The sequence below is a fragment of the Betaproteobacteria bacterium genome (assembly GCA_016720925.1).
Lineage (GTDB): Bacteria > Pseudomonadota > Gammaproteobacteria > Burkholderiales > Usitatibacteraceae > UKL13-2.
Window position 1 is genome coordinate 45,547 of record JADKJR010000022.1, and the last position, 18,474, is coordinate 64,020.

Genomic DNA, 18,474 nt, shown 5'->3' on the forward strand with positions numbered 1-18,474 from the left:
TGAACGAAAACGACGAAAACGACTGAAAGGGCCGCCAAAACGTCGCAAGACGGGCGGGTAACGAAATGGTTATGACACCGCTGACTACACGGGAGTTTTTCTAACGCCAGGCTGCGCGGTTTCTTTTCGTCTTTCGCAAATCGACGAACTTCCAAAAAAGCGCGGCTCATCCGCGCTTTTTTATTTTCAGAATCAGGAGCTCGCTATGATTTCCATCACCTTGCCCGACAAATCAGTACGACAATTTGACGATCCCGTCACAGTTGCGGAAGTGGCAGCAAGCATCGGCGCGGGCCTCGCCAAGGCGGCACTCGGCGGCAAGGTAGATGGAAAGCTGGTCGATACCAGTTTCGTCATCGAAAATGACGCCACGCTCGCCATTGTCACCGACAAGGACGCCGACGGCCTGGAATTGATTCGCCATTCGACGGCACATCTGCTCGCCTATGCCGTGAAATCATTGTTTCCCGACGCCCAAGTGACGATTGGTCCTGTGATTGAGCACGGCTTTTACTACGACTTCTCATACAAACGGCCGTTCACACCGGAAGATCTGGTCGCCATCGAGCAAAGAATGGCCGAACTCGCCAAGCGCGATATTCCCGTTACGCGCAAGGTGTTGCCGCGCGACGAAGCGGTCGCGTTTTTCAAGGGGCTCGGTGAGCACTACAAGGCAGAAATCATTGCATCAATTCCTGCCGACCAGGACGTTTCACTCTATTCGGAAGGCGATTTTACGGATCTTTGCCGTGGCCCGCACGTGCCGTCCACGGGCAAGTTGAAAGTGTTCAAGTTGATGAAAGTGGCCGGCGCCTATTGGCGTGGCGACTCGAAGAACGAGATGCTCCAGCGAATATATGGGACAGCCTGGGCGAAGAAGGAAGAGCAGGACCACCATCTGAACATGCTCGCAGAAGCCGAAAAGCGCGACCATCGCAAGATCGGCAAGCAACTCGACTTGTTCCACATGCAGGATGAGGCGCCGGGCATGGTGTTCTGGCATCCCAAAGGCTGGGCCATCTGGCAACAGGTTGAGCAATACATGCGCACGGTTTACCAGGAAAACGGCTATCAGGAAATCCGCTGTCCGCAAATTCTCGCGAAAGGGTTGTGGGAAAAATCCGGACATTGGGAAAACTACAAAGACAACATGTTCACGACAGAGTCGGAGAAACATGACTATGCAATCAAACCGATGAACTGTCCGGGTCACATCCAGGTCTTCAATTCCGACCTGCGTTCATACCGCGATTTGCCGCTGCGCTATGGCGAGTTTGGCTCTTGCCACCGCAACGAAGCATCCGGCGCTTTGCACGGCATCATGCGGGTACGCGGGTTTGTGCAGGACGATGGTCATATTTTTTGCACAGAAGATCAGATTCAGCAGGAGTGCCTTGATTTCACTAGACTTTTGCAGAAGGTTTACGCCGACTTTGGTTTCAAAGACATCATCTACAAACTGTCGACGAGGCCCGACAAACGCGTCGGTTCGGATGAATTTTGGGACAAAGCTGAAAAAGCCCTGGCAGATTCGCTCAATACCTGTGGCGTGCCGTGGGAAGAACTGAAAGGCGAGGGCGCATTTTATGGTCCAAAAATCGAATACTCTCTGAAAGACGCATTGGGACGGGTCTGGCAATGCGGCACGATGCAGGTAGATTTCAACATGCCAATTCTGTTGGGAGCTGAATACGTCGATGATCACAGTACGCGCCGGTCCCCGGTTATGCTGCATCGGGCCATCGTCGGTTCCTTGGAGCGCTTCATCGGCATCCTGATTGAAAATCACGCCGGCGCACTGCCGGTTTGGCTTGCCCCCGTGCAAGTCGTTGCTCTTGATGTCACGGAACACCAGGCGTCATATGTCAATGAGGTGGTTTCCGGCCTGAAAGCCGCTGGATTTCGGGTGCAGCCTGATTTGCGCAACGAGAAAATTTCCTATAAAATACGGGAACATAGCTTGCAAAAAGTTCCTTTTTTGCTGGTCTTAGGCGACAAGGAGCTGCAGGCAAAGACCGTAACAGCACGCGTTCGAGATGGAAAAGGCGGCGGTGAAAACCTGCCGCCGATGCGCCTTGAAGCGTTTATTTCGCATTTGAGAGCGGAAATCGCGGCCCGGCGCTAGGAGAAGTATGGCGTGGCCGCATCATTTTCCCCCGCCTTTTTTCCGAAATTTGCAGCATTCGACCTTGAGGCGATGACCATCATCGCCCAAGATAAACAGCAACAACTGGGAGAGTTTTATCGCTACTGAAAAAGACGTCCGAATCAATACTGAAATCACCAATGTGACAGAGGTTCGGCTGCTTGGCCCTGAAAGTGAGCCACTTGGAATCGTAAGTCTGGCGGAAGCCAACCGGCTTGCGGAGGAAAAAGAACTGGATTTGGTGGAAATCGCCCCGACGGCGAAGCCGCCTGTGTGCCGGATTATGGATTTCGGCAAATTCAAATACCGCGAGGCCAAAAAAGCCCACGAAGCCAAACTAAAGCAGAAGCAGATTCAGGTAAAGGAGGTGAAATTCCGACCGGGTACCGATGATGGTGATTACAACATCAAGGTACGCAATCTGAAACGTTTTCTGGAAGAAGGCGACAAAACAAAATTACCCTGCGCTTTCGCGGACGTGAAATGGCTCATCAGGAATTGGGCATGGCGTTGCTGAAGCGCGTGGAAGCAGATTTGACGGAGCTGGGGCAGGTGGAACAGTTTCCAAAGATGGAAGGCCGGCAGATGGTGATGATGGTCGGGCCAAGAAAGAAACACTGATTTCTCAAGGAGCGTACCGCTCCGGCCGCGATTTTCCGCGGCCAACGGTGCACATAAGTCGACTTCAGGTCACAAGCGTGGAATGGTTCCACCACCTGCTGCGGCAACGTAGTCAAAAGGTAGAAATATGCCAAAGATGAAAACCAAAAGTGGCGCCGCCAAGCGGTTCAAGCCGCGCGGCAGCGGCTCAATCAAGCGCTCCATGGCGTTCAAACGCCACATCCTCACCAAGAAAACCACCAAGAACAAGCGTCAATTGCGTGGAACGGCTGAGATTCATGCAACCAATCTGGTCAGTGTGCATCGCATGCTGCCCTACGCGTAAGGAGCGCCACCATGCCTAGAGTTAAACGTGGTGTAACTGCCCGCGCCCGTCACAAGAAAATTCTCAATCTGGCCAAAGGTTATCGCGGTCGCCGCAGCACCGTATTCCGCATCGCCAAAGAAGCGGTGATGAAGGCCGGCCAGTACGCTTACCGCGATCGTCGAAACAAGAAACGCGTGTTCCGTGCGCTGTGGATTGCCCGGATCAATGCGGCCGCGCGGAATGGCGGCATGACCTATTCGCGTTTCATGAACGGACTGAAAAAAGCCCACATTGAAGTCGATCGTAAAGTGCTGGCGGATCTGGCGGTAATGGACAAGCCGGCATTTGCGCGATTTATGGAGCAAGCCAAAGCTGGCCTTGCTGCGTAGGTGCACAAAAAACGTAATTGCCTTGTACGAAAATCAAAACGCAGAAGGCCCGCTGACTAACCACAGCGGGCCTTTTGTTTTTTGTTGAACCCGCACGATGACCCGCAACGATAAAGTGAATTGTTCCCCATGAATACGCTTCATGCCATATTGACGGATGCCACGGCAACCTTGGGTGCCGTGAAATCGATGCCTGAGCTCGAGCAGATAAAGGCGAAGTATCTCGGCAAGGCTGGCTCAATTACCGAGCAACTCAAGTCGCTTGGCAAATTGCCCCCTGAAGAGAAGAAAACCGCTGGCGCAGCGATCCCTGAGATCACGTCGCTGGTCGACACACTGCTCAACGACCCGGATGCTCGCATTGCGCACGCCGAACACGAAATGAAACTGGCGGCGGCATCCATCGCCGTGACGTCACCCGGTCGCAATCCTGGCCTCGGTGGCCTCCATCCCGTCACGCGCGCGCTGGAGCGAATTGAAGCGCTATTTGCCACCATGGGGTTTTCGGTTGCCGATGGCCCGGAAATTGAAACCGATTACTACAATTTCACCGCACTCAATACCCCGCCGAACCATCCTGCGCGTTCAATGCAGGATACGTTTTACCTCGCCAACTCCGAACACGTTTTGCGCACACACGTCTCCCGTACAGATTCGTTACATGCAGGCGCAATCGCAAAAGGAGGGCCACCGATTCGCATCATCTGCCCCGGCCGCGTTTATCGCTGCGACCACGACGCAACGCATTCGCCAATGTTCCATCAGATCGAAGGGCTGTGGGTGGACGAGGGCATCAGCCTGGCAGACCTAAAAGGTACGCTCACGCAGTTTTTTAGGGCGTTTTTCGAGCGCGAGGACATGCAGATCCGTTTTCGTCCCTCGTTTTTTCCATTCGTCGAACCGGGTGTCGAAGTCGATATGGAGTGGGAAAACAAGGGCGGCAAGATCAAGTGGCTGGAAATCGGCGGTGCGGGCGTGGTCCATCCGCAGGTGCTGCGTAACGGCGGCATCGACCCGGAAAAATATTCGGGATTTGCTTTCGGTATGGGCCTGGATCGACTCGCGATGCTGAAGTACGGCGTCAACGATCTTCGTTTGTTCTTCGAAAACGACATGAAGTTTCTCAGCCAATTCCGTTAGCAAGGTCAATAAAGATGAAGGTTTCTGTAAATTGGTTGAAAGAGTTGGTCGACATCAATTTGTCGGTCGATGAGTTGGCCCACACGCTAACGATGGCGGGTCTCGAGGTTGAAGAAATTTCCCCGGTGGTGGCCGCGTTTGATCATATTGTCGTGGCTGAAGTCAAAAGTACCGCTCCGCACCCGAATGCCGACAAGCTGCGGGTTTGCGACGTGGATGCCGGCACCGGCGCGACATTGCAGATCGTCTGCGGTGCGCCGAATGTTGCGCCAGGTATGCGCGTTCCCTGTGCGTTGGTTGGGGCCAAGCTACCCGGCCTTGAAATCAAGCAGGCGAAGCTGCGCGGCGTCGAATCAAACGGGATGTTGTGTTCCGCAAAGGAGCTGGGGCTCTCGGATGATCACGGAGGCTTGTTGTCGCTGGCGCCCGACGCGCCGATCGGTCAGAGCATTCGCAAATATCTCGATCTCGACGACGCCTATTTGACGTTAAAAATGACCCCCAATCGCGGGGATTGCCTTTCCATGATCGGAATTGCGCGCGATCTCGCGGCGATCACGGGTGCCGCATTGAGGCTTCAAGTAATTGCGACGAATCCAGCTACCGGTGACGCAGCGCGTCATATTTCAATTTCGGCGCCGAAAGCCTGTGGCCGCTATCTGGGCAGAGTCATTTCACACCTCGATACGCGCGTCGCCACGCCCGAGTGGATGAAGCGTCGCCTTGAACGCGCCGGCTTCCGCTCGATTGCGCCGCTGGTCGATATCACCAATTACGTGACGCTGGAACGCGGACGTCCCATGCATGCCTTTGACAATGACAAACTGCAAGGACGAATCGACGTCCGATTTCCGCTGGCCGGCGAAGAAATGAACCTTCTCAATGAGCAGCACGTCGTGCTGCAACCCGACATGCTACTGATCACGGACGAAAATGGCCCGATCGGCATGGGCGGCATCATGGGCGGGCTGGAAAGCATGGTAACCAGCGACACGCGGCACGTTTTTTGAATCGGCCCATTTTGATCCTGCTGTGATCCAGGAAAGACGCGCACCCTCGGCATCAATTCCGACGCCGCATACCGCTTTGAACGCGGTGTCGATCCCGACGGCGCGCGTGATGGCATTGAATACGCCACGCGTTTGGCGATGGAAATTTGCGGCACACCTGAATCGAAAATAGGGCCGGTAGTCGAAGCGCTCGGCGAACTGCCTGCGCGACCAGCGGTCAAGGTACGGCCGGGACGAGTCATTCGCCTGATAGGCATGGAGGTCGCCGTCAATGACATGATTGGCGCCCTGACGCGATTGCAATGCAAGGTCGTGGTTGAGGACACAAAACTGATTGTTACGCCGCCCTCATACCGCTTTGACCTGAACATCGAAGAAGACTTCATCGAAGAAATCGCCCGCGTTCACGGCTACGAGAATGTGCCCGCCAAACCGCCGGTTTCGTCACTGCCGATGATGTCGATACCTGAAGGCCAGCGTTCACGTCATGCGTTACGCCATGTACTTGCGGATCTCGGATATCAGGAAGTGGTCAACTACAGTTTCACGCCGGAAGATTGGGAGACCGATTTTGCGGCGAATACTGCGCCGCTCAAGTTGGCCAATCCAATTGCCGGCCACATGAGCGTGATGCGCAGCAACCTTGTTGGCGGGCTAATCGAATCGCTAAAGCACAACCTCAACCACGGCGAGGCGCGCCTGAAGCTGTTCGAAATCGGTCGATGTTTTCTCGCCGATGAGGCCAGCATCCATTCGCAGCCCGAAAAACTTGCCGGACTAGCTTATGGCCCCCGCTTTCCGGAGCAATGGGGTGAAGGCGGTCAGAAGGGCGCGCTTGCCGACTTCCACACGGTCAAAGGCGCGTTGGAAATCCTGCTGAATGACGATTCTGCTCGCTTCGAAAAAGGTCACCCATCCCGCATTGCATCCCGGTCGCTCCGCAAATCCGAATTGACGGAAAGCAAATCGGAATCTGGGTGAACTACATCCGCGATGGCAACAAAAGTACGACTTGCCGCAAGCGCCCATTTTGTTCGAAATTGACATTGAATCGCTAACGCGTTCATCGGGCCCAAAATATCACGCTATCTCACGGATGCAGTCGGTGCGCCGGGACATCGCGCTGATAGTCAACGAATCGGTTGAAATTCAGACCATGCTTGACGCCGTTTTGAGCCGAAAACTGGCGTCCGTCATCGAATTTGCACCTTTTGACATTTACCGCGGCTCCAACCTTGAAAACGGGAAAAAAAGTGTTGCGCTTCGTATAGTTATGCAGGATACTGACAGGACTTTGACAGATTCGGAAGCGGATACCAAAGTTTCCGAAATAGTTGAAGTGTTGAATCAGGTTTGTGGCGCAACCCTAAGAAAATAAAGCGAATTCATATGACGCTCACGAAAGCGGAACTTGCTGACTTGATGTTTGAAAAAGTTGGCCTGAATAAGCGCGAAGCCAAGGATATGGTGGAGTCTTTTTTGAAGAGATTGCCTTGCATTGGAAAATGGCGACAGCGTCAAGCTGTCCGGATTTGGCAATTTTCAGTTGCGTAACAAGCCCCAGCGTCCCGGTCGCAACCCGAAGACTGGCGAAGAAATTCCGATCACGGCCCGCCGTGTCGTGACATTTCATGCCAGCCAAAAACTGAAGAGCCTCGTGGAGAAGTCGTTCAATGGAACCGTTGCTCACCAGTAGCCTCCCGGCGATTCCCGCGAAACGTTACTTCACCATTGGTGAGGTGAGTGAGCTTTGTGGCGTCAAGCCGCATGTGCTGCGATATTGGGAGCAGGAATTTACCCAGCTAAAGCCACTGAAACGCCGCGGCAATCGCCGCTATTACCAGCACCACGAAGTGCTGCTGATTCGCCGCATCAGGGAATTGCTCTACGAACACGGCTTCACTATCAACGGCGCCAGAAATCGCCTTGACGAACCGGGCAGCGCGGTCTCAAAGAGTTTGCGATTGGAAAGACAAATTGAACTAAGGGAAGTCAAAAGCGAACTCAAAAGCATCCTCTCCATGCTAAGCGCGTAGCCTTGGCCACGCTTTCAACGCTATAATCGCAGTTCGGTCGGGGCGTAGCGCAGCCTGGTAGCGCACTTGCATGGGGTGCAAGGGGTCGGAAGTTCGAATCTTCTCGCCCCGACCAATACACTGATGGCTTGGCGATATTCGCCAGGCCATTTTTCTATCAGCGATCAACTTCGGTTGATTGCCTCCCGAAACGTGCGCTGCTGGCATGTTGACGAGCTTGCCAGATTCCAGATTTCCGGAATTTGCTGCGCTCAAACTGGGCGACTTAATGGCGATAGACTTCGCGTAAACGCCAAACGCAAGTACTGGTGCGCCTTTCGGGGCACAAATCGCCTGAGCGCCGCACCAGTTCTCGTGTTTGATCTTCAGGCCAAAGCCGGCAGGCCAGCCTTGACCGAGCGCCGCGAAATCGAGAGCCTTTAAATGGATAACCAATCAAATCGGTGAAACCAATGCCCCGCGATTGTAACGCATAATTTATATTATGTTAAATTGCAAGGTGGTAGCCCGGTCTCGTTCTCACACGTGCACGATTCCAAATATTTCATGCGATACCTCGAATCGTTTCGAGCGGCGGCGTGGCAGCTGCTTTGCGAGTTCCAAAAAGTCCGGCGATCGCAATGCCAACTCCGCCACCGAGAATGCCGATCACCGGTATCCAGTAATTAATACTGAATGGGATCCCAAGCACCCTGTCGGAAAGAATCGCGGCTAGGGAGAGCGCGCCGCCACTGGCCACCAAACCGGACAATAGGCCAATGGCCAAGAATTCGGCAAGCTGCACCACAACCATTTGCCGGCGAGTGGCGCCCAAAGTACGCATGATGGCTGCGTCGTAAACACGCTCATCCTGTGTGGTCGCGATGGCTGCATAAAGTACGACCAAACCAGCGGCGAGCGCAAAGAGGAACACAAAAGAAACACCATTCGCCACCTGGTTGGTAATCGCGCGCACCTGACTCATGATGGCCGTCAGATCAATTACAGAGAGATTCGGAAACTGACGAATGAGGCCGTTCACGATGGATTCATTGCCCGGCTTGAGATGAAAACTGGTTATGTAGCTGGCCGGATAGTCATCCAGCACGCCAGGGCTGGCAAGCACAAAGAAGTTGGCTTTGAAGGAATCCCATTCAACCTTCCGCAGGCTTGTGACGGGAGCAGTGAATTTTGAACCGGCGATATCGAAAGTCAGGGTATCGCCCAGTTTGATGTCCAGCGTCTTGGCAATACCCTCCTCCAGGGAAAACTGTTTTTCACGAGTATCCGGCCCCCAGAATTTGCCCGCGACAACCCGGTTGTCGGGCTGCAACTTGGTCGCCCATGAAAGATTGAATTCCCGCTCGCTGAGGCGCTTGGCGCGCTCATCCGCGAACGCCGCGGGCGCAATCGCCCTTTCGTTCATTGCGGTTAACCTTCCCTTTACCATCGGATACAGGTCTGGCGTTGCCATGTCGCGACCGGCAAAATAGCTTTTAACATCAGTAAGTTGATCACTCTGAATGTTGATGACAAAGCGGTTCGGCATGTCTTCCTTGAGACTATCCTGCCACCGCGTAATCATGTCGGTTCGAACGAGCGTTAGCAAAAGCATGGCCATGATGCCCAGCCCCAGCGCCATGATTTGAATCAGGCTCCCGCCCGATCGTCGTTTCATGTTGGCGATGCCATAGCGCCACGAACCGCTGGTCGCGCCTCGCAGATTCCCGGCAAAATGAATGAGCAGCCATCCTGCCAAGGCGGCCGCGGCCAGCGCCACGACAAATCCGCCAACGGCTATTGCGCCAAGTTTGAACTCGCCAGCGCGCCAGACAATGAGTCCAGCCAATGTAGCAAAGCCCAGCAGGTAGGCGAAGGCCGCACTTGCCTCGAACGGATCCAGATCGCGTCGAAGCACACGAAGGGTGGACACTTTACGCAATGCCAACAATGGCGGAAGCGTAAATCCAAGCAATAGCACCAGACCAATTGCGAAGGCTTGAATGGCCGGAATGATCGTGGGCATCGGTAGCGCGACCGTAAGAAAACCAGTGAGCATGGTTGCAAGCACGCTTTGCGCCGCAAACCCCGCGAGTGTTCCCAGCAGGCAGGCCACAAATGCCAGCAACAGGAACTGCCACAGATTGAGCATGAAAATATCGCCCTGCGTCGCACCAAGGCAGCGCATGATCGCAGCGCTATCCATTTGCCGATCAGTGAAGCGACGTGCCGCGAGCGCCACGGCGACCGAGGCAAGCACGACAGAAAGAAGCGCCGCCAGCCCCAGAAAACGCTGTGCGCGCTCCAGCGCCACGCGCACCTCGGAGCGAGAATCACGCACACTTTCCAGTCGTTCGCCGCGCTCCAGCTTGCCGGCAAATGTCAGGCGAAATTCATTCACCAACTTGCTTTCGCCGGCAACGAGAAACCGATACGTTGCACGACTGCCGATCTGAAGCAGCCGCGTCGCAGCAAGGTCCTGCATGTTGAGCATTACCCGAGGCGCGATGCCAAAGTAGTCCAGTACGCTGTCCGGCTCTTTGGTGAGCACGGCCACGATCTTCAGTGATGTCGCGCCTACCTTGAGCGTGTCCCCGACTTTCATGTTAGTGCGCCCAAGTAAGACTGCCGGCACCCATACCGTTCCCGGTGCCGGAATATCGCTGGTTTCGCGGCCGGGAACGCCTGGCTCATCGGCGATGTTGAATTTCCCCCGCAGCGGGAATCCCTGTGTGATGGCCTTGAGCTCAGCCAGATTGACGCCCTGCCCTTTCTCTTCAGCACCGGCCACCATGCTGGGAAACGTCACGGATTCCGCGGTCGCCAGATTGAGCCGCGCGGCAACATCACGAAAGCGTGCAGCCGCGGGTTTATCCGAGATCACCACGGCATCCGCGGCAATGAGCTCATTGGCCTGCCGGTTTAGCGCGGATTCAACCCGGTCGGCAAAAAACGCCACGGTGCTGACGCTCATGACCGCGATGAACAGAGCGGCCAGCAATACACGAGCCTCTCCTGATTTGCCATTACGGCGCACCATGCGCAATGCGAGTGCAAATTGTTTCATTACATCGCCATCTCTTGTCGATGTGCTTCAGTGCTAACCACGCCCGCATCGATATTCAGTTGCCGACCGCATCGTGTCGCGATTCCGAGGTCATGAGTGACGAGAATCAATGTCGTACCGCGTTCGCGATTGAGTTCAAACAGCAAGTCGATCATTGCACGACCCGTCTTCGCGTCGAGATTGCCCGTGGGTTCATCGGCAAATAGCAGCTTTGGTTCGGTAACAAAGGCGCGGGCAATCGCCACTCGCTGTTGCTCTCCACCGGAAAGTTGCTTTGGATAGTGCGTGAGACGGGCGCCGAGGCCGACACGTTCAAGAATGGATCGCGCCCTCTTCCCGGCGTCTACGGCACCGCGTAGTTCGAGGGGAAGCATGACATTCTCCAGCGCCGTCAACGATGGCAGCAACTGGAATGACTGAAAAACGAACCCCACCAATCGTCCGCGAAGTTTGGCGCGTCCATCCTCGTTGAGTGAAAACAAGTCTTCATTGCCAATGAAAACCTTGCCTTGACTTGGCGTGTCCAATCCAGCCATCAGGCCCAGCAAAGTGGACTTACCGGATCCCGACGCGCCAACGATCGCGATAGCTTCCCCGGCGTCAACGCTAAAATTCGCATTGTTGACAATAGTAAGTTCGCCATCATTGGTCGTGACCCGTTTACTGAGATCAATAGCACGGATCATGCTCGTGGGCGGAGCGGAAAAACTGGTCGATAACGTCATGGAATCAGGCATTGAAATGGATTGTTCGTCGGGAGGAGTGAGTGAAAATTGAAAAATTGATTTGAATATTGCCAGCTCACCCACAGTTATGCAGCGATAATCTGACAAATTGTCGATATTGGGAAATGACTTGAATTTGCGCCAAATAATAAAGATTGCGTCTGAATGCCGTATTACAAGCTCACTATCGACAAGGTGGCACAGGCTTTTTCTTGGCGCAGTTCTGACCATGGCATATGCCCTTGCGATCCCCATTGCAAGTGCAGCGACGGCACAAACCGTCATGATTTACGGAGACAGTTTGTCAGCGGCGTACGGACTCGACCCGAATGATGGCTGGGTGAGTCTGCTACAAGTAAGGCTAAAGCCCGAAGGCATCATCGTGGTCAATTCGAGCATCAGCGGCGAGACCACCCACGGCGGCCTGAGTCGAATCAGTACCGATCTCGCGAAAATCAAACCCAACGTAGTCGTACTAGCGTTGGGGGCAAACGACGGACTACGTGGTCTGCCGATTGCGGATACAAAAAAGAATCTGCAATCGATGATTGACAGCATTCAGAAGGCCAAGGCGAGAATAGTGCTCATCGGGATTCAGATTCCGCCCAATTATGGAATTGACTATTCAAGACAATTCCGCGATCTGTATTTTGAGCTCGCAAAAAGCAACCGAGTGTTACCGCCGCCATTTCTCCTTGAGGGCGTTGCCGACAAACTGGAATTGTTTCAAGCCGATCGTCTGCATCCGAAAGCAGAAGCACAACCGGCAATCCTGGAGAATGTATTGCCCACTATACGGAAAGTACTCAACAAGACTGCATCCGCGACGAAGGCCGATGCCAAACCATGATTGCCCTGGACAAACACTTCACAGTTCCCGTCAAAACTGGCATGCGGTTACTACCGCTTTCTCTGGATGATCTTGGCAGCTTCGATGCAATAATTGATGTGCGAAGTCCAAGCGAGTTTGCGGAGGACCATTTGCCGGGCGCCGTAAATTTCCCGGTGCTCAACGACTCAGAACGCGTGAGAGTCGGGACCTTGTACAAGCAGAGTTCAGCCTTCGAGGCGAAGAAAATCGGCGCGGCGATCGTCGCACGGAATATCGCCTCGCACATTGAAGTGTCATTTCTGGGCAAACCCAAGCGCTGGAAGCCGCTAGTCTATTGTTGGCGAGGTGGCTCACGCTCAGGCGCAATGTCACATGTCCTGCGCAGCATTGGGTGGCCAACCCTGCAACTGGAGGGCGGATACAAGGCTTGGCGCAGCCAAGTACGTTCTGATCTGGAGAGCCTGCCTGCAAAATATGGGTATCAGGTCATTTGCGGGCGCACCGGGTCCGGGAAGAGCCGCCTGCTCGACGCGCTCGCGAGCAATGGGCAACAGGTGCTAGATCTGGAGAAACTGGCCGCCCACAAGGGATCCGTTCTGGGTGATTTACCGGACGAAGCACAGCCTGCGCAAAAGATGTTTGAAAGTCGTATCTGGGTGGAACTGTCGCGCTTTAACCCGGCGAAACCGGTCTACGTCGAAGCAGAAAGCAAGAAAGTCGGAAGCCTTAGAGTACCCGAGACACTAATTCAGCGCATGCGCATCAGCCCATGTTACGACGTGCTGACACCGGAAGCGCTGCGGGTACAGTTGCTGCGAGAGGAATACACCCACCTGATCGCGGATACCGACCTGCTGTTTGCCAAACTTGATTGCCTGAAGGCGCTGCATTCGATTGATCGGATTGATGCATGGAAATCATTGGCGCACAGTGCGCGCTGGGATGAATTCGTTGCGGATATGCTGGTTCACCACTACGATCCTGCTTATCGGCGATCGATGTTTAGGAACTACATCCACGCGGAAATAGCGACGCCTTTGCCAATCGCAAGTATCTCGGCTTCGAGCTTTCTTAATGTCGCGCGCGCGTTGCCTGGTTGAAGGGTGCCACCTGTAAAATAACTGTCGCCATCCCACTTCCAATCAGTTAAACTCGTTGAAAATCAGTATCTAACGGTTGATACTTCACTGATTTTCTAACTTATTTTGACGATATACCACGCAGGTCAAAAGCAAGAACACAAAAACATGCATAGCCGCCCGACAAGAATTGGAAAATACGATATCAGTGGTGAACTGGGCCGTGGCGCTACCGCAGTCGTCTATCTTGGTGAGGACCAGTTCAATGAACGCAAGGTCGCCATCAAGGTAGCGACAAGCGACGAGGGTATGGGCCCGGACGAGGCGCGACGCTTCGAAAAACTGTTCCTCAATGAAGCCGCCATGGTCGGCAAGCTTTCTCATCCCAATATTGTCGGTGTTTACGATGCGGTCGTTGAGGGTGATTTGCGCTATATCGTCATGGAGTACGTGGGCGGAGGCAACCTAAAAAAGTTTTGCACTGAGACTAACCTGCTACCAGTCCGACAGGCCGTATTGATCATTTTCAAGGCATGCCGTGCGCTGGATTACGCATTTCAGAATGGCGTCATACATCGCGACATAAAGGCCGCCAACATTTTGTTGTCCGATCGCGACGACATCAAGATTTCGGATTTTGGCACCGCACAGATTTCCCATTCAACGCATACGCAGATCGACGGTTTTGTCGGCTCTCCTGCCTACATGGCGCCGGAGCAAATCAACGAGGAACCGCCTTCGGTGCAAACCGATATCTACTCCCTTGGCGTGACCATGTATGAACTGCTTGCGGGGCGACTGCCTTTCCAGGCAATGAATTCCGTGGCGATGATCAACAAGATCCTCAATGAGGACCCTACTCCACTCAAATCGATACGTCCCGATATTCCGGACAAGCTGGTGGAAATCGTCGAAAAGGCGATGGCTCGGGACGCCACCAAACGCTACCCCGCTTGGTACGCGATGGCGCGCGATCTGGCAGAGACCTTTCCCCAACTTGAGAAGTACTCATTCGAAATATCGTCGGCGGAGAAGTTCAACGCACTACGAAAAATTGATTTTTTCCGCGACTTTCGGGATTCAGAGCTCTGGGAAGTACTTAGAGGCGCGATCTGGGAGCATCATTCGCGTGAACAAAGCCTGCTGTTGGAGGGCGACATTGGCCATGCCTTTTTTATCATCGTCTCCGGTCAAGTGAAAGTAATTAAGGACGGCAAGTTACTAAACGTCCTGAAGGACGGAGATTGCTTCGGCGAAATGGCCTATTTGTCGGGTGACAAAGCTCGGCGAACCGCTTCCATTATTTCAGTCTCCGAAGTGCAATTATTGAAGGTGCAGGATGTTCAATTGGAACAGTTGTCCGATGCTTGCCAACTGCGCTTCAACCGCCAGTTCTTGAAGACGCTCATTGAGCGCCTAGCGTGGACCAGCAACGTACTTGCCCAAGTTAAGAAGTAGATTTCCTAGATTGCTCGACTGACCTAGCATATCTCTCTGATGTGCACGACAATCACTCGCGCCCTTGGCATGGCGTGAAATAATCCGGCTTTCACACCGGTGTGCACCATGGCGGAGCATCAACGCTGCACGAAGTCGAGAAACTCAAAAGTGCGGTCTAAATCGATTATGGGATGACGAGAATAATGAAGATTTCCAAAGGAATGTCGGTCAAGGTGACGCTCGCCATTTTCAGTGGCATTGTTGCGTTCATTTTCATCATTGTCGGCGTGATCGCCTACAACTCTGCGGGTTCGTTTCGCGGGATCGTCGAGAAATCGACCAGCAATGCCGTCCTCCAGCAACACACGGGGGACATTGGCAAGATGCACGACTCGATTCGCGGCAATATCATTTCTTACATCCTCGCTTTTGAGCGGGGTGAGAACGACTGGCTGGATCGCACCGAGAAAAAATACGCCGCCGACAAAAGGGCAATATTGAGTGCGCTGGCAGCCACCGATGCGGTCCAAGTGTCGCCTGAAGTTCGAGCAGCGATTTCCGCCGCCAAACCGGTACTTGAAGCGTACGTGCGCGATGCCGATAAGCGAATCGTCGATGCCAAAAGTAATCTTATCGGCGTGATCGCAGAAATTCCGGAGTTCGAGAGGTCTTTCAATCGGGCGGGTGACGTGCTAAGCAAGCTTTCCGAAGCCGTACAAAGAGAGAACGCTGCCTTTCAGCAGCAGAGTCAGTCTATGGCAGGCAGTGCGGCCATCATGGTCGCCCTGGCTGTATTTATTGGCCTAATTGCCGTCGGAGCGGTAGCTTGGTGGACACATCGCCTTATCTCCCGGCCCATCGACCAAGTTCTGCGCGCCACCGAAGACTTACGGACCGGCGAAGGTGATCTGACGCGCAAGCTGCCGGCAATGTCGGGCGAATTTGGTCAGCTATCAAGATCAATGAACGGATTTGTCAGCCAATTGCACGATCTTATTGCGCAAGTTGCGATCAATGCCGGCGAAATCGCCAATGCCGCACGTCAGATCAGTGCGGGTAACACGGATCTCTCGGCTCGCACAGAAGAACAAGCGTCAACATTGGAACAAACCGCGTCTAGCATGGAGGAATTTACTTCGACCATCCGCCAAAATGCAGAGAACACCAAGCTTGCGAATGGTCTGGCGCTCTCCGCCTCTGACGCCGCCCGCAAGGGTGGCAGTGTCGCGATCAAAGCCGTTGAAAAAATGGCCGCCATAAATTCCAGTTCTCGCAAGATTGGCGAAATTATCAGCGTGATCGACAGCATTGCACTTCAGACCAATATTCTCGCGCTGAATGCGGCAGTAGAGGCGGCGCGCGCGGGCGAGCAAGGCCGCGGATTTGCCGTGGTTGCCGGCGAAGTTCGTGCGCTCGCGCAGAGAAGTGCCGCAGCTGCCAAGGAAATCAAGGAACTTATACGGAATTCCGTCGATCAGGTCAGCGAAGGCACACAACTGGTCAATGAGGCCGGAACGGCGATGCAGAACATCGTTGTCGGTATCCAGCAGGTAACCGAGATCAACAACGAAATATCCGTGGCCTCACATGAACAAGCGACGGGTATCGAGCAAGTGAATCGCGCCATTGTGCAAATGGAAGAAGTCACGCAACAGAATGCCGCGCTGGTTGAAGAGGCTGCTGCCGCCGCGGAGTCGATGCGCGAACAGGCGGAAGTGCTATCAGAGCTGGTATCAAGATTCAAACTGGATGATGCCAAACTGCGCGAGGATCAGACACGCGCGCGCCGAACGGCAGCATTGGCTGACAGCGGTCCCGTCAAGGGGCCGCCGACAACTCGTCTTGGGAGCGAACCACGCAATAAGGCGCCAGCGCTTCCGAAGGACCTTGAGGGCGAGTGGGAAGAGTTCTAGCCAAGGTATTCGAAGTCTCTTTTTGCAAAGTGTAGAAGCGTAAATGCGCAATGCGCGCTCCAATTGTCAACTTTTGTTTCGCGAGTTGCACGGAGCGACCGGACATCACACAATCATGATGATCAACTCTGCAAGTTCGCGTCGGCGATGCCGTTTGACATTAGCCGGCCGATCTCGAGGCACAAAGATAATTAGCCAACTGCTGATGCAATCCAATGGTAAATAACGCCATAAACACGCGCCCTACAGCGCCGTCCGCCCCGCGCGTATTCGCGCGGGGCGTGCTGGTCGTTGATGACGATTGTGTTCAACGGGAGCGGCTATCGCAGGTCTTGCGACGTGTCGGGGAGACCGTGATCTGTGCGGTAGCAAGCGGCCAGGAGGCACTTGAGTGCCTTCTTGCGCGACCAGCCGAGATCGGCTTGGTAATCTGTGACTTGCAAATGCCCGGGATGGATGGCATGGCGTTGCTCCGACGCATAGGCGAATGCGGTCACAGCCCGGCGATAATCATCTCGAGCGCGGCCGATGCGGGCATCATGTGTAGCGTGGAATTGATGGCAAAAGCGGTTGGCCTCAATGTTCTCGGTTCGCTGCCGAAGCCAGTCGAGGTGGCGACCATGGAAATGCTCCTCCGCGGGTACCACCAGGCACCAGCTTCTGCGCCGCACCGGCGAACCGCTGATTTGACTTCATCGGAACTTGATCGCGCCTTCGCAAACGGTGAGATCGTTCCCTATTTCCAGCCAAAGGTTGATCTGACAACCTCGAAATTGGCGGGAGTCGAAGCACTGGCCAGGTGGATTCATCCACTTCATGGCACCTTGCGGCCTGTGGATTTCTTGCCCCTGATCGAATCGCAGGGCATGCTACCGCAACTGACACACGCCATTGTTGCGTCGACAGTCCTAAACGCGTCGAAGTGGAAAGACAAGGGTAGCAGATTAGGGCTCAACATAAACCTGTCGCTGTCTGCAATGGACAATCGCTTATTTTGCGAAGAAACGCTGGCCCTACTGGGCGAGCACGGCATTACGCCGCAAGACCTTACGTTTGAAATTGTTGAAACCGCCGCAATGACCGATGTGGGAAGCACGTTGGAAATCATGACCCGTCTGCGATTGAATGGTTTTGGCTTGGCAATCGATGACTTTGGTATTGGCTTTTCTTCATTCGAGCAGCTCTCAACGATTCCTTTCACCGAACTCAAGATCGACCGGTCCTTCGTACATGGGGTTTCGCAAACACCGCGGCAGGCAGCGGTGGTTCGCTCATGCATCGACTTGGCGCGTCGCCTTAGTCTTAAGGTTGTCGCCGAGGGCGTCGAATCCCGAAGCGATTGGGAGTTCCTCGTGCGCAACGGCGCACAAGAGGCTCAGGGTTACTTGATTGCGGAGCCGATGCCTGCCGAGCAATTTCTTGCCTGGGCAGGCGCGTGGGCGCAGTCGAGCAGACAGTACCAAACTCTTCACGCCTCATAGCGCACACTAGAGCGATATCCGCTCTTCTCGTTTCGCTCAGTACGTTTGTATTTCTCGCAATCCATCGACTCTCAATGCAATCAGTTTTGCTGACAATTTGCATTGTGCGGATACGTTCTGATTGAGCCATCCGGCAGTCCCGTTACGTTGCCACGATCTCGTTGCATCGGAAAAAGGTGCCGGAGATGCGCGTTTTCGCTGCAGGCAGGCAAGAGATTTCCTTGGGGGGGGCGGAGCTCTTCCAAACTTCGGTGTGCCACGGCGTGTATGCGGGGCAAAGCTTGGGGGCCTCTACTTTTTGCTGACGCC

General features: G+C 54.3%; 12 protein-coding genes, 1 tRNA gene and 3 pseudogenes. 14 read left to right on the forward strand and 2 right to left on the reverse strand.

Annotated features, from left to right (window positions below; all coding sequences use genetic code 11):
• Positions 1–205: 205 nt before the first annotated feature.
• The 9 genes and pseudogenes from thrS (at position 206) to IPP88_20360 (ending at position 7,764) form a co-directional block, all read left to right on the forward strand.
• Entirely contained in the window at positions 206–2,125 is a 1,920-nt protein-coding gene (gene thrS / locus IPP88_20320) for a threonine--tRNA ligase (GenBank protein MBL0124959.1), read from the forward strand.
• Between the two features lie 118 nt (positions 2,126–2,243).
• A pseudogene (infC, locus tag IPP88_20325) lies at positions 2,244–2,767 on the forward strand (translation initiation factor IF-3).
• Positions 2,768–2,894: 127 nt separating this feature from the next.
• A complete protein-coding gene (gene rpmI, locus IPP88_20330) occupies positions 2,895–3,092 on the forward strand; it encodes a 50S ribosomal protein L35 (GenBank protein MBL0124960.1) in 198 nt (65 codons plus the stop codon).
• Positions 3,093–3,103: 11 nt separating this feature from the next.
• Positions 3,104–3,463: a 50S ribosomal protein L20 gene (gene rplT, locus IPP88_20335; GenBank protein MBL0124961.1), complete on the forward strand. Its 360-nt coding sequence runs from the start codon at positions 3,104–3,106 to the stop codon at positions 3,461–3,463.
• Positions 3,464–3,592: 129 nt separating this feature from the next.
• Complete coding sequence (gene pheS, locus IPP88_20340) at positions 3,593–4,603, forward strand: phenylalanine--tRNA ligase subunit alpha (protein MBL0124962.1); 1,011 nt, start codon at positions 3,593–3,595, stop codon at positions 4,601–4,603.
• 14 nt (positions 4,604–4,617) lie between these two features.
• Positions 4,618–6,991: pseudogene (locus IPP88_20345) on the forward strand (phenylalanine--tRNA ligase subunit beta).
• An 11-nt stretch (positions 6,992–7,002) separates the two neighbouring features.
• Positions 7,003–7,309: pseudogene (locus IPP88_20350) on the forward strand (integration host factor subunit alpha).
• Entirely contained in the window at positions 7,287–7,649 is a 363-nt protein-coding gene (locus tag IPP88_20355) for a MerR family transcriptional regulator (protein ID MBL0124963.1), read from the forward strand. Before IPP88_20350 ends, IPP88_20355 begins: the two are co-directional and overlap by 23 nt.
• Positions 7,650–7,687: 38 nt before the next feature.
• Positions 7,688–7,764 (forward strand) — tRNA-Pro (locus IPP88_20360).
• Between the two features lie 429 nt (positions 7,765–8,193).
• Here IPP88_20360 and IPP88_20365 read toward each other — a convergent pair.
• The gene (locus IPP88_20365; GenBank protein ID MBL0124964.1) at positions 8,194–10,695 is read right to left on the reverse strand and encodes an FtsX-like permease family protein; all 2,502 of its coding nucleotides are present in this window, start codon (positions 10,693–10,695) and stop codon (positions 8,194–8,196) included.
• A complete protein-coding gene (locus tag IPP88_20370) occupies positions 10,695–11,432 on the reverse strand; it encodes an ABC transporter ATP-binding protein (GenBank protein ID MBL0124965.1) in 738 nt (245 codons plus the stop codon). Before IPP88_20370 ends, IPP88_20365 begins: the two co-directional genes overlap by 1 nt.
• A gap of 217 nt (positions 11,433–11,649) precedes the next feature.
• On the opposite strand from IPP88_20370, the gene IPP88_20375 reads away from it, so the two are divergent.
• The 5 genes from IPP88_20375 (at position 11,650) to IPP88_20395 (ending at position 18,165) form a co-directional block, all read left to right on the forward strand.
• Positions 11,650–12,270, forward strand: coding sequence for an arylesterase (locus IPP88_20375; protein ID MBL0124966.1), 621 nt, complete (start codon positions 11,650–11,652; stop codon positions 12,268–12,270).
• Between the two features lie 41 nt (positions 12,271–12,311).
• Positions 12,312–13,352 carry a tRNA 2-selenouridine(34) synthase MnmH gene (gene mnmH, locus IPP88_20380; GenBank protein MBL0124967.1) on the forward strand — a complete coding sequence of 347 codons (1,041 nt, stop codon included), beginning with the start codon at positions 12,312–12,314 and terminating at the stop codon, positions 13,350–13,352.
• Positions 13,353–13,499: 147 nt separating this feature from the next.
• A complete protein-coding gene (locus IPP88_20385) occupies positions 13,500–14,789 on the forward strand; it encodes a protein kinase (GenBank protein MBL0124968.1) in 1,290 nt (429 codons plus the stop codon).
• 203 nt (positions 14,790–14,992) lie between these two features.
• Positions 14,993–16,684 carry a HAMP domain-containing protein gene (locus tag IPP88_20390; GenBank protein MBL0124969.1) on the forward strand — a complete coding sequence of 564 codons (1,692 nt, stop codon included), beginning with the start codon at positions 14,993–14,995 and terminating at the stop codon, positions 16,682–16,684.
• A gap of 281 nt (positions 16,685–16,965) precedes the next feature.
• Positions 16,966–18,165, forward strand: coding sequence for an EAL domain-containing response regulator (locus IPP88_20395; GenBank protein MBL0124970.1), 1,200 nt, complete (start codon positions 16,966–16,968; stop codon positions 18,163–18,165).
• Positions 18,166–18,474 lie beyond the last annotated feature (309 nt).